We start from the raw sequence: 14,234 nt of genomic DNA, 5'->3' as shown, positions 1-14,234 counted from the left end.
ACTCCTCGTCGGGGGATCGGGGGTTCGGGGATCAGGGGATGGTCGGTTTCCTCACGGATCACATGGGGTGCGGATCAAGCGGCTCGGTGTGCGGATCAGGCGGTTTCCTTGCGCAGGAGGGGAAGCGCCTCGTGCAGCGCGGTCCTCCAGTCCCGCAGCGGCTCCAGACCCGCCTCGCGCCACCGGCCGTGCGCGAGGGCGCTGTGGGCCGGGCGGGGCGCGGGGCGCGGGAAGGCGTCGCTGCCGACCGGGCGCACCCGGCCGGGGTCGGCGCCCAGTAGCCGGAACACCTCGCGGGCCAGGTCGTACCAGCTCGCCTCGCCGGAGGCCGTGGCGTGGAAGACGCCGTGCAGGCCGGGCCCGACCAGGGGGCCGAGGTCGGCGATGCGGGCGGCCACGTCGGCGCTCCAGGTGGGCTGGCCGCGCTGGTCGTCGACGACGTCGACGGTGTCCCGGCGCGCCTCCAGATCGATCATGGTGCGCACGAAGCTGCGGCCGTGGACGCCGTAGAGCCAGGCGGTGCGCACGATCGCGCTCGCCTCGGGCAGTTCCTCGCGCACCGCCCGCTCCCCCGCGAGCTTGGTACGGCCGTAGGCGGTGCGCGGGGCGGGCGGGTGGTCCTCGGGGTACGGGGTGGAGCGGTCCTCGCCGGAGAAGACGTAGTCGGTGGAGACGTGGATCAGGCGGGCGCCGTACGCGGCGCAGGCGCGGGCAAGCAGGCGGGGGCCGTCGCCGTTGATCCTCAGGGCCGTCTCCTCGTCGCTCTCGGCGGCGTCGACGGCGGTGTACGCGGCGCAGTTGACCACGACGTCGGGCCGGTGCCCGGCGAGGGCCGCGGCCACCCGGCCGGCGTCGGTGATGTCCAGCCCGGCCCGGTCCAGGGCGGTGACCTGTGCGCCGCGCCGGCGCAGCTCATCGACGACGTCCCGGCCGAGCATGCCGCCGGCGCCGGTCACCAGCCACCTCATGCCCGCTCCCCCAGGGCGGCGCGCCGCTTCAGCGGCTCCCACCAGGCACGGTGGTCGCGGTACCAGGCGACGGTCTCGGCGAGGCCGGCGGTGAAGTCGTGGCGCGGCCGGTAGCCGAGTTCGGTGCGGGCCTTGGTCCAGTCGACGGAGTAGCGCAGGTCGTGTCCCTTGCGGTCCTCGACGTGCTCGACCATGTCCCAGCCCGCGCCGCACGCCTGAAGCAGCAGCCCGGTGAGCTCCTTGTTGGTCAGCTCGGTGCCGCCGCCGATGTTGTACACCTCGCCGGGCCGGCCCTGGGTGCGCACGAGGTCCACGCCCCGGCAGTGGTCCTCGACGTGCAGCCAGTCCCGCACGTTGAGGCCCTCGCCGTACAGCGGGACCTTCCTGCCGTCCAGCAGGTTGGTGATGAACAGCGGGATGACCTTCTCGGGGAACTGCCGCGGCCCGTAGTTGTTGGAGCAGCGGGTGACGCGCACGTCCAGGCCGTGGGTGCGGTGGTAGGCGAGCGCGATCAGGTCGGAGGACGCCTTGGAGGCCGAGTACGGGGAGCTGGGCCGCAGCGGCGCCTCCTCGCTCGCCGAGCCGGTCGCGACCGAGCCGTACACCTCGTCGGTGGAGACGTGCACGAAGGGTGCCGTGCCGTGGCGCAGGGCCGCGTCCAGCAGGACCTGGGTGCCGACGACGTTGGTCAGCACGAAGTCGTCGGCGCCCGCGATGGAGCGGTCCACGTGGGACTCGGCGGCGAAGTGCACCACCTGGTCGGCCTCGGCCATGAGCGTGCCGACCAGCTCGGCGTCACGGATGTCGCCGTGCACGAACCGCAGCCGCGGATGCTCCGGCGGGAGGTTGTCGCGGATGCCGGCGTAGGTCAGCTTGTCCAGCACCGTGATCCGCGGCGCGCCGGGCGCGTCGTCGGCGAGCAGCGCACGGACGTAGTGGGAGCCGATGAACCCGGCGGCGCCGGTGACGAGGAGGTTCATGAACGGATCTGCACCTTGCTGTGGTCTCCGAGGACGAGTCGGTGGGCGTTGGGCGGTCCGGCGGCCGGGGTGACCTCGGCGTGCCGGCCGATCAGCGAGGACTCGATCCGGCCCACCCCGCGGATCGAGGCGTCCCGCAGGACGATCGAGAACTCCAGTTCGCTGTCGGCGACCTCGCAGTTCTCCGCGATGGAGGTGTACGGGCCGATGTAGGAGTCGGTGATGACGGTGCCGGAGCCGATGACGGCGGGGCCGACGATGCGCGAGTTGACCACGCGGGCGCCGCTTTCCACCACCACCCGGCCGACCGTCTCCGAGGCCGCGTCGACCTCGCCGTCGAGACGGCCCGGCACGGTCTCCAGGACGGTCCGGTTGACCTCCAGCATGTCGGCGACGTTGCCGGTGTCCTTCCAGTAGCCCTTGACGATGGTGGAGCGCACGGCGGCGCCGGTGTCGATGAGGTGCTGGATGGCGTGGGTGATCTCCAGTTCGCCGCGCCAGGACGGCCTGATGGCGCGCACCGCCTCGTGCACCCGCGGGGTGAACATGTACACCCCGACCAGGGCCAGGTCGCTCTTGGGGTGCGCGGGTTTCTCCTCCAGCCCGACGACCTGCCCGGAGGCGTCGAGTTCGGCGACGCCGAAGGCGCGCGGGTCGCCGACGCGGGTGAGGAGGATCTGCGCGTCCGGCCGGTGGCGGCGGAACTCCTCGACGAGGTCGGTGATGCCGCCGACGATGAAGTTGTCGCCGAGGTACATCACGAAATCGTCGTCGCCGAGCCAGTCCCGCGCGATCAGCACCGCGTGCGCCAGGCCGAGCGGCTTCTCCTGCGGGATGTAGGTGACGTCGAGCCCGAAGCGGGACCCGTCGCCCACCGCCTCCCGGATCTCGGCGGCCGTGTCGCCGACGATCACGCCGACCTCGGTGATGCCCGCCTCGGCGATCGACTCCAGCCCGTAGAAGAGCACGGGCTTGTTGGCCACCGGCACCAGCTGCTTGGCCGAGGTGTACGTGATCGGCCGCAGCCGCGTGCCGGAGCCGCCGGACAGCACGAGAGCCTTCATCTGCCTCACCTTAGCGGTGATCGTCCGGATGAGCCCTTCCTCGCCTTTACCTGTCGGTTGCGGTGGCGTGCCGCGTGTTTGTCCGGATACCGCCCGGCGGTGTTCGCCCGCGCCCCGGGGGTACCCGCACCGCATGGACACGAGCCACTGCATGCTGGCCGCGTCGGGTTCGGCGGTCGGCATGATCGCCGTGGTCGCCGGCGGTCTGATCATCGCCGCCGCCCTGGTGTGGGCCGTCCGGCTCGGCGTACGGGTGCGGCGCGACGAACCGCGCGGGCCCGGCCGGCGCGGCGCGCACCCGACGGGGCCGGAGGCCGGGCCGGTGCACGAGGGCCGGCAGATGCGCGAACCGGACGAGGTGCCGCGCTCCGAGGACGGCGAACGGCTCGGACCGCACGACCTGACCTCCGGCAGCCGGCGCAGCGACGACCAGTCCCGGCCGCGCTGGGATCCCGGCTCCAGCGGGTCGTTCGGCAGCGGCGGCTCCGGCGGCCGGTGAGCGGTGGCGGAACGGCCGGCGGGAGCCGGCGGGAACCAGCGGAAACCCGTAGGAAGCAGCAGGAAGAAGTGAGTTGACGTGATCGTCCAGTCCGAGTGCCCCACCGGTACCCCGTCCGCCCTCCGCCTGCCCGAGACGGGCTGGGCACAGGCCCACCGCCTGCGCGGCAAGGGGGTGCGCACCTGCCTGCCCGCCGTCGCCGACGGCGACCCGGCCGGCCAGGAGCGCCCGGGCGCCGAGGAGCACATCGTCCGGGGTGAGGACTGAGGCGCGGCGTCGCCCGGACGTCGGCCGACGCGTCCGGGACACCGGCCGGCGCCGCATCGCGGCGAAGGCGTGCGTCGCCCGGGCGCCGGCCCCGGACGACGATCACCCGGACGGCGGCCACCCGGACGGCGGAGGCTGACGGCGGCACCTCGGACCGCGGACGCCACGTCACCGCTCCCGCGCCTCCCCCGCACACCCCCCGCGCGCCCCGGCGGTCACTCCTCGGGCGACTGCTGCGCCGCCCGCTCCACCTCCGCCTGGACCACCGTGCGCGGCCGGCCGGCCCGGCGGGCGTACGCCTCGACCGCGGCCTGGGTCTCACGGGCCAGGTCGCGCCAGGCCCGCCACGCGGTCTCGTAGGTCTCTCGCTGCGCGCCCGTCCACGGCGCGTGCGCGGGCGGGCCGTAGGTCTCGCGCAGCTGCACGACTCTGTCGTGCGCCTCGTCGACCGCGCGCTGCCGCGCGACCAGTTCGGCGAAGCCGTCCGCGTCGAAGGTGTCCGGGTCGAAGGTGTCTGGCACGGGCAAGGACCCTAGGCGCCGGGCGGCGGGGCCCGGGGCCGACCTGCCGTGCGGGGCGCGCCGCGCACCCGGGTGGCGGGTGGGTGCGGCGGCCGGCCGCCCGGTCAGCCGCCGAGCAGGATGTCGCTCCACACCTGTTTGCCGCCGCCGGCCGGCACCGTGCCCCAGGCCGCCGACATGGCCTCGACGAGGAGGATGCCACGGCCCCCGGTGGCCTCCCAGCCGATCCTGGTCGGTTTGACGGGGGTGCGCGGCGAGGTGTCGGCGACGGCGACGCGCAGGCGGTTGCCGAGGAGGGTGAGGTAGAGGCGGACGGGGCCGTCGGTGTGCACCAGGGCGTTGGTGACGAGCTCGGAGACGACCAGCAGGATGACGTCGGTCTCCTCGCGCACGCCCCACTGGCGCAGGGTGCGCCGGGTGAAGCGGCGGGCGTGCCGGACGGCCTCGGGCACGCGCCACACCGTCCAGCTCTCCCGGAGCGGGCGCACCGCCATGCCGTCGTAGCGCATCAGCAGCAGCGCCACGTCGTCGTCGCGGCCCGCGTCGGCCAGCAGGGCGTCGGCGACCGGGCCGAGGTGGGCGGGGTCGGCGGCGGCCAGGGCGCGGGAGAGCCGGTTCAGGCCGACGTCGAGGTCGGTGTCGGCGGACTCCACCAGGCCGTCCGTGGTGAGCGCGAGCAGGGTGCCGGGGCGCAGCCGCAGCGGGGTCATCGGGAAGTCGGTCTGGGCGACCACGCCGAGCGGCAGCCCGCCCTCGACCTCGGCAATCTCCGTGCCGCCCCCGGGATGGCGCAGCACGGGCGGCAGGTGCCCGGCGCGCACGCACCAGGCGGTGCCCTCCTCCATGTCGACGTCGACGTAGACGCAGGTGACGAACAGATCGGTCTCCAGGTCGACGAGGAGGCGGTTGGCGTGGGAGACGACCACGTCCGGCGGAAGTCCCTCGACGGCGTAGGCACGCAGCGCGGTGCGCATCTGGCCCATGAGGGTGGCGGCGTCGGCGCTGTGCCCCTGGACGTCGCCGATGACCAGGGCGACGTGGTGCTCGGCGAGCGGGATCACGTCGTACCAGTCGCCGCCGACCTCCAGGCCCTGCGTGGCCGGCAGGTAGCGGGCGACGGCGACCCCGCCGGGGAGCCGGGGCAGGCGGTGCGGGAGCAGGGCCCGCTGCAGCATGCCGACGAGTTCGTGCTCGGCGTCGAAGGCGTGGGCGCGCAGCAGGGCCTGCCCGGCCAGGCCGGCGGAGGCGGTGAGCAGGGCGCGCTCGTCGGGGCCGAAGTCGTGCGGGTTGTCCCAGCCGATGAGGCAGCAGCCGGTCATGCGGCCGTCGGCGGGCAGCGGCAGGACCGCGAGGCCGCCCGGGCCGACCTCGGCGAGCGCGGGTTCCAGGGCGGTCCCGGCGGGCCATATGCGGGCGCGGCCCTCGCGCAGGGCGGCGGCGAGGGTGGGCATGGCCTGCACCGGCGCGTCGGGCCACTCGGTGCGCCACTCCAGGCGCCACAGGTCGGGCCAGGCCTCGGGGTCGGGCGGGTCGAGGACGGTGACGACCAGCCGGTCGTTCTCCAGCTCGGCCAGGGCGATCCGGTCGGCCTGCAGGGGTTCGCGCAGGGCGGCGACGACGGCCTGGCTGACGTCGCTCACCGTGCCCGCGGTGGCCAGGGCGGCGGCGAGGCGCTGGACGCGGGCGACGTCGGTGACGCCCGGGCGGACGGTGGAGACGTCGGCGACCGTGCCGGTCAGCCGGGCCGGACGGCCGTCGGCGGCCGGCTCGAAGTGGCCGCGCAGCCGCAGCCAGCGGGGCGGGCCGGCCGGCTGCAGGACGCGGAACTCCAGTTCCCGCTCGCCCAGCGACATGTGGTCGGCCTCCACCACGGACATCAGCGCCGGCAAGTCGTCGGGCACGGTCAGCCGCAGCAGTGTCTCCACCCGGCCGTCGAAGTCGGCGCGGTCCAGCCCGAACAGGCCGAGGATCTCGTCGCCGACCTCGATCCGCCCGGTGTCGACGGCGAGGCTGAAGGCGTTGGCCGGCAGTTCGCCCCCGCCGCCCTCGGCCGCGGCGGTCCCCGGGCAGGAGACGGCGTCGGCGATCAGCTCCAGGCAGGTGCGGTCCTCGCAGTCGAAGCCGCCCGGGTTCTCGCCGACGACGAGCAGGCAGCCGCCGCCCGCGCCGCGCAGCGGCAGCGCGCCGAGGCAGATGTCACCGGCCGGCATGCGGCGGCACCCGGCGCTCTCGGCCAGGTCCTGGGAACTGAGCCACACCGCCTGTCGCGTGCGGTGGGCGTCGGCCACCGGGGACCGTCCGGTCGCGGCGTAGCTGTCGCGCAGGCCGTACAGCGTCAGCGGCACGCCGGCCGACTCGCGCAGGCACAGCGGGTCGCCGCCGTCGCCGGGGCTGTACACGGCGGCGAGGGTGGCGTCGGTGAAGACGAGGGCCTGTTCCAGGACGCGGTGCAGCCGCTCCGGCGAATCCGGCTCGGCCGTGATCGACTTGAGGGCAAGTTCTACACGCATCGTTCCCGCTCTGCGTACCCCCGCACCCTCACTGACCACGTTGGCCATTACAGCGCGTATGGGCCCGGTGCGCAGCCCCTGTGGCCGGGTATGCCCTCCCGGCCGTCCCGCCCGGGAGGGGCGGCCGATGCTCCGGCGAGGCGGAGCGCTCGAACATCATCGAACATCTCTTGACTCGTGCGTTCCGCACGGTGAGGTCGTGACAGGCGTGACTGTCGGCGGCCCGCCCCCGCCTGGAAGGCTCTGGTGCAGGCCAAGGAGGGGGGCGGCATGGACAAGCGCTACGAGGTGTACGCGCTCGCCGACCGGCACTTCTACGATACGCCGGACCGGCTGCCCGGTGCCGGGCAGGAGACGGCGCCGCTGTTCGAGACGGCCCGGCGGGCGGTGCCCGAGGGCTGGGAGGCGGCCCGCATCGGCGACTGGCTGACGCTGACGCCGCTCGGCGAGGACGGCCGGCCGGTGTCCGGCCCGGCACAGGGCTGGAAGATCCACGCGTCGGCCACCCGGGAGAACGCCGAGCACATCGCGTCGGTCGTGTGGGACTACTGCGTGCCGCGCCGCATCCCGTTCAAGTTCGTGCCGTCGCCGCACCTGCTGCACCTGCGCAACGCCAAGTACGCCCCCCGCGACGGCAGCGGCAAGTTCGTCACCGTCTACCCGGACGGCGAGGAGCAGCTGCACACGGTGCTGCGCGAGCTGGGCGCGCTGCTGGAGGGCCTCGACGGGCCGTACATCCTCACCGACCTGCGCTGGCACGAGGGGCCACTGTACGTGCGCTACGGCGCCTTCGCCCGCACCTTCGTCGTCGACGAGCGCGGCTCGCTGGTGCCGGCGGTGCGCGACGGCGAGGGCCGCCTGGTGCCGGACCGGCGCACGCCGTCGTTCCACCTTCCGGAGTGGGTGACGCTGCCGGAGTTCCTGAAGCCGCACCTGGCGGCCCGCGCGGCGACGACGCTGGGCGAGCTGCCGTACCGGATCGAGAAGGCGCTGCACTTCTCCAACGGCGGCGGGGTGTACGCGGGCACCGACACCCGCGACGGGCGCAAGGTGGTGCTGAAGGAGGGCCGCCCGCACGCGGGCCTGGCCGCCGACGGCGCCGACGCGGTGGCCCGGCTGGAGCGGGAGAAGCGGGCCCTGGAGCGGGTCGCGGGCACCGGGGTGGTGCCGGAGGTGCGCGACTGGTTCGAGCTGGGCGGGCACCGGTTCCTGGTCATGGACCACGTCGAGGGGCGGCCGCTGAACTCCTTCTTCGCCGAGCGGCACCCGCTGATCACGCCGGACCCGGACCCGGAGGCGGTGGCCGCCTACACGCGGTGGGCGCTGCGCGTGCACCGGGCGGTGGAGGAGGCCGTGGCGGCGGTGCACGCGCGCGGGATCGTCTTCAACGACCTGCACGTGTTCAACATCATGGTCACCCCCGACGAGGAGTCGGTCCACCTGATCGACTTCGAGGCGGCGGCGCCCATCGAGGAGGGCGGGCGCCAGATCGTCGCCCACCCCGGTTTCTTCGCGCCGCCGGACCGCACCGGCACCGACGTCGACCGATACGCGCTGGCGTGCCTGCGGCTGGCCCTGTTCCTGCCGGTGACCACACTGTTCGTGGTCGACCGGGGCAAGGCGGCGCACCTGGCGGAGGTGATCGCGCGGCAGTTCCCGGACGTGCCGCGCGCGTTCCTGGACGAGGCCGTCGCGGAGATCACCCGCAACACCTCCCCCGGCGCGGCCCCCGTGGAGTCGCCCTCGCTGGTGGAGCCGGGCGACTGGCCGCACAGCCGGGACTCGATGGTCAAGGCGATCCTCGCCTCCGCCACGCCCGAGCGCACCGACCGGCTCTTCCCCGGTGACATCGCGCAGTTCTCCGACGGCGGCGGCCTCGGCCTCGCGCACGGCGCGGCCGGCGTGCTGTACGCGCTGGCCGCCACCGGCGCCGACCGCTACGAGGAGGGCGAGCGCTGGCTGCTGGCCCGCACCGCGCCGCCCCCGCCCGGCACCCCGCTCGGCCTGTACGACGGGCTCGCCGGCGTCGCCCTGGTCCTGGACCGGCTCGGGCACCGGCAGCGCGCCCTCGACCTCGTCGAGGCGGTGCTGAGGGAGCGGTGGCAGAACCTCTCCTCGGACCTGCGCGGCGGCCTGGCCGGGCTCGGCCTGGTCCTGGGGGCGCTGGCCGACACCACCGGCGAGAAGGAGCTCGCCGAGCGTGCCGCCGAGGCCGCCGGCCTGCTGCTGCGGCGCCTGGCCGAACCGCCCGCGCAGGCGCCCCGGCGCCGGGCCGGGCTGCTGCGCGGCGCGAGCGGACCCGCGCTGCTGCTGCTGCGCCAGTACGAGCGCACCGGCGACCGCGCCCTGCTGGACGCGGCCGGGCAGGCGCTGCGCCGGGACCTGGAGTGCTGCGTGGTGCAGAAGAAGGGCGGCGGCCTGGAGGTCGACGAGGGCTGGCGCACCCTGCCCTACCTGGGGGACGGCAGCGTCGGCGTGGGCATGGTCGTCGACGACTACCTCGCCTGCGACCCGCGGGCGGCCGAGGAGTTCGCCCCGGTCCGCGAGGGCATCCTGCGGGCGGCCACCTCCCGCTTCTACGCGCAGCCCGGGCTCTTCCAGGGCCGCGCCGGAATGATCCTGCACCTCAGCCGCACCACCACGCCCGGCGCGACCGGGCGGCGACTGGCCGAACAGGTCGCCGGGCTCGGCTGGTTCGCCATGGCCTACCAGGGCCAACTGGCCTTCCCCGGCCACCAGATGATGCGGCTGTCCATGGACCTCGCCACCGGAACGGCCGGGTGCCTGCTCGCGCTCGGCGCGGCGCTCGACGGCGCCCCGGACGCCCACCTGCCGTTCCTCCCGCCGCCGACGCGGCCCCACGAACGCGGTTCCGCATCCGCGGAATCGTGACACAACCCCGTTCCCATGGAGTCGAAAGGACACGACATGGCACTGCTCGATCTGCAGACGATGGAGTCCGAGGAGCACACCGGCAACGCCAGCACCGCCAGCCTGCTCTCCTGCGTCAGCACCACGAGCGTTCTGCTCTGCCTCTGACCCGCACCGTCGGTCCACGGCCCCGGGCGGCTCTCTCCCGACACGGGAGGGGCCGCCCGGGGTCCCGCCACATCCGGGATGCGAGGCCGTGCCCATGACGACGACCGCCACCGCCGCTCGCGCGGACACGACCGCCACCGCCCCCCGCGCCGAGGCGGCCGGGCCGCTGCTGCGCTCGGCCGTCCGGCGGGGCCGGGCCCGCTGCGCAGTCCTGTGCCTGGTCGGCGCGGCCGCCACGGGCGCGGGCCTGCTGCTGCCGGCCGTGCTGGGCCGCACCCTCGACCTGCTGCTCGCGCACGCCCCCGCGGCCCGCTGGACCCTGTACTGCGCCGCCCTGGTGGTGCTGATCGCCGTGCTGGACGTGGCCGAGACCGTGCTGCAGGGCACCACCGACGCCCGTACCGGCGCGTGGCTGCGCCGCCTGCTGGTCCGGCACGTGCTGGCCGTGGGCCCGCGGGCCGCCGACCGCTTCGGCCCCGGCGACCTGGTCGCCCGCCTCGTCGGCAACGCCGCCCAGGCCGCCACCGCGCCCGCCGCGCTGGCCGCCCTGCTCGCCGCGTCGGCCGGTCCCCTCGGGGGCGTGGTGGCGCTCGGCCTGATCGACCCCTGGCTCGCCGCCGTGTTCCTCGCCGGGGCGCCGGTGCTGGCGCTGCTGCTGCGCGCGGTCGCCCGGGACACCTCCGCGAGCGTGACCGACTACCAGGGCGCCCAGGGCCGGATCGCCTCGGCGCTGGCGGAGGCCATCGACGGCGCCCGCACCATCCGGGCCGCGGACACGCAGGAGAAGGACACGGCTCGGATCCTGGCTCCGCTGCCCGAGCTGAACCGCGCCGGGCACCGCATGTGGCGGGCGCAGGGGCGGGCCGCGGCGCGGGCGACGGCCGTGGCGCCGCTGCTGCAGCTGGGCGTGGTCGCGGTGGCCGGCGCCCTGGTCGCGCGGCACCGGATCAGCGTCGGCAACGTACTGGCGGCCTCGCGGTACGCGGTGCTGGCGGCCGGCGTCGGCGTGCTGGTCGGGCAGTTGGCGGGCCTGGCCCGGGCCCGGGCGGCGACCGGGCGGCTCGCCGAGGTGCTGGCCGAGCCCGCGCCCGCCCACGGAAACCGGCGGCTGCCGCCCGGACCCGGGCGGCTGGAGCTGCGCGGGGTGACCGCCCGGCGCGGCGGCCGCACCGTCCTCGACGGCGTCGACCTGGTGGTGCCGGGCGGGACGACGCTCGCCGTGGTCGGCCGCTCCGGCGCGGGCAAGTCGCTGCTGGCCGCGCTCGCCGGCCGGCTGGCCGATCCGGACACCGGCCAAGTGCTGCTGGACGGGGTGCCGCTCGCCGAGCTGACCCGCGAGGAGCTGCGGCGCGCCGTCGCCTACGCCTTCGCCCGCCCCGCCCTGCTCGGCACCACGGTCGAGGACGCCCTCGCCCTCGGCCTCGCCGACCCCTCCCCCGCCCGCGTCCGGGAAGCCGCCCGGGCGGCCTGCGCCGACGCCTTCGTCCGCCGCCTCCCCGACGGCTACGCCACCCCCTGCGCCGCGGCGCCCCGCTCCGGCGGCGAGTCCCAGCGCCTGGGCCTCGCCCGCGCCTTCGCCCGCGGCGGCCGTCTCCTCGTCCTCGACGACGCCCTCTCCAGCCTCGACACCGTCACCGAGCGCCGCGTCACCGACGCCCTGCTGCGCCCCGGCACCGGCACCACCCGGCTCCTCGTCGCCCACCGCACCGCCACCGCCGCCCGCGCCGACGCGGTCGCCTGGCTGGACGGCGGGCGGATACGCGCCGTGGGCCCGCACGCGCGGCTGTGGCGGCTGCCGGGGTACCGGGCGGTGTTCCGGGACGAGGGTGACGCGGAGGTTCCCGGTGGGGACGCGGAGGTTCCCGGTGGGGACGACGCGGAGCTTTCCGGCGGGGACGGGGCGGGACTTCCCGGCGGGGGCGGGACGACGGCCCTCGCCGGGGAGGCGGCGGGCGCCCCCGGCGAGGAGACGGTGGGCGCCCTCGGCGGGGAAGCGGCGGCCCTCGGCCGGGCGGATCGATTCGGCCGCCGGGACGGAGCGGTCGACGCGGACGGCGCGGACGGAGCGGGCGGCGACCGCGCACCGGGCCCGCGGCACCCCGGGACAGAGGAGCGGCGGACGTGACCGGCCGGGCGCCGGACGCCGGGATGCTGCGGCGGGGACTGCGGTTCGGGCGCGCCCGGTGGCCCGTGCTGCTGCGGCTGGCCGCCTGGTCGGTGCTGGAGGCGGGGCAGACGTTCCTCCTCGGGTACGCCCTCGCGCGGGCCCTGGACGAGGGATTCCTCGCCGGGCGGGCCGGGACCGGGTTCGGCTGGCTGGCGGTGGCCGGGCTCGGGGTGCCGGCCGGGGCGTACGGGACGGGGCGGGTCTACGGCGCCGTGGCGGCGCTGGTGGAGCCGCTGCGGGACCGGCTGGTGACGCACGTGGTGCGGCGCGGGGTGCGGGAGGCGGACCGGGGGGCGCTGTCGGGGCTCACCCAGCAGGTGGAGATCGCGCGGGAGGCCTGCGCCGGGCTGGTCATGGTCGCGCGGTCCTTCGTGTTCACCGCGGCCGGCGCCCTGGCCGGCCTCGCCTCGCTCGCCCCGCCGCTGCTGCTGGTGGTCCTGCCGCCGCTGCTCGCCGGGGTGGCCCTGTTCGCGGCCGTGCTGCGGCCGCTGGCCCGCCGCCAGGCGGCGTTCCTCGCCGCCGACGAGGCCCTCGCCGGGGAACTGGGCACCGTCTGCGCCGGGTTGCGGGACGTGACCGCGGCCGGGGCGGAGGAACGCGTCGCCGGCGACCTCACCGGGCGGATCGAGGCCGAGCTGCGCGCGGCGCACGCCCTGGCCCGCTGGGGCGCGCTGCGCGTGACGTCCCTGGCCGTCGGCGGCCACCTGCCCGTGGTCCTGCTGCTGGCCGCGGCGCCCTGGCTGCTGCGCCGCGGCGTCACCCCGGGCGCCCTCGTCGGCGCGCTCGCCTACGTCACCCAGTCCCTGCTGCCCGCCCTGCAGAACCTGGTCCACGGGCTCGGCACGAGCGGCGCCCGCCTCACCGTCGTCCTGCGCCGCCTGGCCCCCGCCGCCTCCGCCCCGCAACCGCCGACCACCCCCGCCCCGACCGTCCCGCAGCCGCCCACCGCTCCGCCCCCGCAACCGCCGGCCGCCCCCGCGTCCGGCCGCCGCCGCTCCCGCGCCCCCGCTCTCGTCCTCTCCCGCGTCACCTTCGCCTACGGCCCGCACAGCGAACCCGTGCTGCGCGACCTCGACCTCACCGTCCCCCACGGCACCCACCTGGCCGTCGTCGGCCCGAGCGGGATCGGGAAGTCGACGCTGACCGCGCTGGCCGCGGGGCTGCTGCCGCCGCGGCGCGGCGAGGTGCGCGTGTACGGCGAGCCGGCACCGGCCGCGCGGGCGCTGCGGGTGCTCGTCCCGCAGGAGGCCTACGTGTTCACCGGCACCCTGGCCGAGAACCTGGCCCACCTGCGGCAGGACTCCGTGCCGGAGGAGGAGCTGTGCGCGGCCGCCGAGGCGGTCGGGGCGGGCGCGCTGCTGGAGGCGCTCGGCGGGCCGGGCGCCCGGGTGGACCCGGCGGCGCTGTCGGCGGGCGAGCGGCAGCTGATCGCGCTGGCGCGGGCCTATCTGTCGCCCGCGCCGCTCGTCCTGCTGGACGAGGCGACCTGCCACCTGGATCCGCGGGCGGAGGCGCGGGCGGAGCGGGCGCTGCGCGAGCGGAGCGGCGGGACGCTGGTCGTCGTCGCGCACCGCATCAGCTCCGCCCGGCGCGCGGACCGGGTGCTGGTCATGGACGGCCGGCACACCGCGTACGGCGGCCACGAGGAGCTGCTGCGCCGCTCGGCCCTCTACCGGGAGCTGGTGGGGGCGTGGGAGCCCGGTGCCGGGCCGGCGCCGCCGCGGTCACACCCAGCCCTGGCCCTGCGAGATGCGGATGGCGTCGATGCGGTTGCGGGCACCGGTCTTGCGGGTGATGGCCGCCATGTAGTTGCGCACCGTCCCGTGGGACAGGTGCAGCCTCCTGGCGATCTCGGCGACGGACGCCCCCTCGGCGGCCAGGGATAACACGCTCAGTTCGCGGCGGGTCAGCGGCATCTCGGCGGCCCTGAGGAAGCCGAAGCCCAGCGAGTCGTCGACGAAACGGTCCCCCTCGGCGACCCGGCGTATGCCGCGCACCAGTCTGTCCGGCGAGCCCTCCTTGTCCACGAAGCCCGCGGCGCCCGCCTCCATCGCCCGCTTCAGCAGCCCCGGACGCCGTGTGGTGGCCAGGACCAGCAGCCTGGGGGCCGTCGCGCCGGGTCGCTGGGCGCACAGTTCGGCCAGCGGCGGCACGCCGCGCACGTCCCAGGAGTCCAGGTCGGCCGCGCACACGTCCGGCCGCACCGAGCGCACCGCGCC

General features: G+C 76.3%; 11 protein-coding genes and 1 pseudogene. 6 read left to right on the top strand and 6 right to left on the bottom strand.

Going from position 1 to position 14,234, the window contains the following annotated elements; genetic code table 11:
* Window positions 1–95: 95 nt before the first annotated feature.
* Genes rfbD through IE225_RS11420 form a run of 3 tightly spaced genes read right to left on the bottom strand, consistent with a single transcriptional unit; the run spans window position 96 to window position 3,012 of the window.
* A complete protein-coding gene (gene rfbD / locus IE225_RS11430) occupies window positions 96–968 on the bottom strand; it encodes a dTDP-4-dehydrorhamnose reductase (protein ID WP_190057309.1) in 873 nt (290 codons plus the stop codon).
* On the bottom strand, window positions 965–1,948 hold the full coding sequence (rfbB, locus tag IE225_RS11425) for a dTDP-glucose 4,6-dehydratase (protein WP_190057308.1): 984 nt from the start codon (window positions 1,946–1,948) through the stop codon (window positions 965–967). The genes rfbD and rfbB overlap by 4 nt, the downstream gene beginning before the upstream one ends.
* A complete protein-coding gene (locus IE225_RS11420; protein WP_190057307.1) occupies window positions 1,945–3,012 on the bottom strand; it encodes a glucose-1-phosphate thymidylyltransferase in 1,068 nt (355 codons plus the stop codon). The genes rfbB and IE225_RS11420 overlap by 4 nt, the downstream gene beginning before the upstream one ends.
* Window positions 3,013–3,145: 133 nt before the next feature.
* Between IE225_RS11420 and IE225_RS11415 the strand changes: the two genes are divergently transcribed.
* Together IE225_RS11415 and IE225_RS11410 are read left to right on the top strand one after the other, a co-directional pair.
* Entirely contained in the window at window positions 3,146–3,511 is a 366-nt protein-coding gene (locus IE225_RS11415; RefSeq protein ID WP_190057306.1) for a DUF6479 family protein, read from the top strand.
* A gap of 78 nt (window positions 3,512–3,589) precedes the next feature.
* Window positions 3,590–3,778 (top strand): hypothetical protein, encoded by a 189-nt coding sequence (locus IE225_RS11410; protein WP_373303167.1) that lies wholly within the window; start codon window positions 3,590–3,592, stop codon window positions 3,776–3,778.
* Between the two features lie 215 nt (window positions 3,779–3,993).
* On the opposite strand, the gene IE225_RS11405 is transcribed toward IE225_RS11410, so the two are convergent.
* Together IE225_RS11405 and IE225_RS11400 are read right to left on the bottom strand one after the other, a co-directional pair.
* Complete coding sequence (locus tag IE225_RS11405) at window positions 3,994–4,299, bottom strand: hypothetical protein (RefSeq protein ID WP_190057305.1); 306 nt, start codon at window positions 4,297–4,299, stop codon at window positions 3,994–3,996.
* 104 nt (window positions 4,300–4,403) lie between these two features.
* A complete protein-coding gene (locus IE225_RS11400) occupies window positions 4,404–6,857 on the bottom strand; it encodes a SpoIIE family protein phosphatase (protein WP_190057304.1) in 2,454 nt (817 codons plus the stop codon).
* A gap of 222 nt (window positions 6,858–7,079) precedes the next feature.
* Here IE225_RS11400 and lanKC point away from each other — a divergent pair, with 222 nt between their 5' ends.
* The 4 genes from lanKC (at window position 7,080) to IE225_RS33895 (ending at window position 13,901) form a co-directional block, all read left to right on the top strand.
* Window positions 7,080–9,701: a class III lanthionine synthetase LanKC gene (gene lanKC / locus IE225_RS11395; protein WP_190057303.1), complete on the top strand. Its 2,622-nt coding sequence runs from the start codon at window positions 7,080–7,082 to the stop codon at window positions 9,699–9,701.
* Window positions 9,702–9,737: 36 nt separating this feature from the next.
* Window positions 9,738–9,848 carry a SapB/AmfS family lanthipeptide gene (locus IE225_RS11390; RefSeq protein WP_190057302.1) on the top strand — a complete coding sequence of 37 codons (111 nt, stop codon included), beginning with the start codon at window positions 9,738–9,740 and terminating at the stop codon, window positions 9,846–9,848.
* Window positions 9,849–9,942: 94 nt separating this feature from the next.
* Window positions 9,943–11,973 (top strand): ABC transporter transmembrane domain-containing protein, encoded by a 2,031-nt coding sequence (locus IE225_RS11385; protein WP_190057301.1) that lies wholly within the window; start codon window positions 9,943–9,945, stop codon window positions 11,971–11,973.
* Between the two features lie 23 nt (window positions 11,974–11,996).
* Entirely contained in the window at window positions 11,997–13,901 is a 1,905-nt protein-coding gene (locus tag IE225_RS33895; protein ID WP_308432481.1) for an ATP-binding cassette domain-containing protein, read from the top strand.
* Here IE225_RS33895 and IE225_RS33890 read toward each other — a convergent pair.
* Window positions 13,824–14,066, bottom strand: a pseudogene (locus tag IE225_RS33890) (LuxR C-terminal-related transcriptional regulator); the annotation flags it as partial. The gene IE225_RS33895 and the pseudogene IE225_RS33890 overlap by 78 nt on opposite strands.
* Window positions 14,067–14,234 lie beyond the last annotated feature (168 nt).

Source organism: Streptomyces echinoruber (genome assembly GCF_014651135.1).
Taxonomy (GTDB): domain Bacteria; phylum Actinomycetota; class Actinomycetes; order Streptomycetales; family Streptomycetaceae; genus Streptomyces; species Streptomyces echinoruber.
This window is presented reverse-complemented; position numbering and strand designations above follow the sequence as displayed.

Coding starts and splice junctions, on each gene's coding strand:
- lanKC (WP_190057303.1), top strand. CDS start 7,080: ATGGACAAGCGCTACGAGGTGTACGCGCTCGCCGACCGGCACTTCTAC.
- IE225_RS11390 (WP_190057302.1), top strand. CDS start 9,738: ATGGCACTGCTCGATCTGCAGACGATGGAGTCCGAGGAGCACACCGGC.
- IE225_RS11420 (WP_190057307.1), bottom strand. CDS start 3,012: ATGAAGGCTCTCGTGCTGTCCGGCGGCTCCGGCACGCGGCTGCGGCCG.
- IE225_RS33895 (WP_308432481.1), top strand. CDS start 11,997: ATGCTGCGGCGGGGACTGCGGTTCGGGCGCGCCCGGTGGCCCGTGCTG.
- IE225_RS11385 (WP_190057301.1), top strand. CDS start 9,943: ATGACGACGACCGCCACCGCCGCTCGCGCGGACACGACCGCCACCGCC.
- IE225_RS11415 (WP_190057306.1), top strand. CDS start 3,146: ATGGACACGAGCCACTGCATGCTGGCCGCGTCGGGTTCGGCGGTCGGC.
- rfbB (WP_190057308.1), bottom strand. CDS start 1,948: ATGAACCTCCTCGTCACCGGCGCCGCCGGGTTCATCGGCTCCCACTAC.
- rfbD (WP_190057309.1), bottom strand. CDS start 968: ATGAGGTGGCTGGTGACCGGCGCCGGCGGCATGCTCGGCCGGGACGTC.
- IE225_RS11400 (WP_190057304.1), bottom strand. CDS start 6,857: ATGGCCAACGTGGTCAGTGAGGGTGCGGGGGTACGCAGAGCGGGAACG.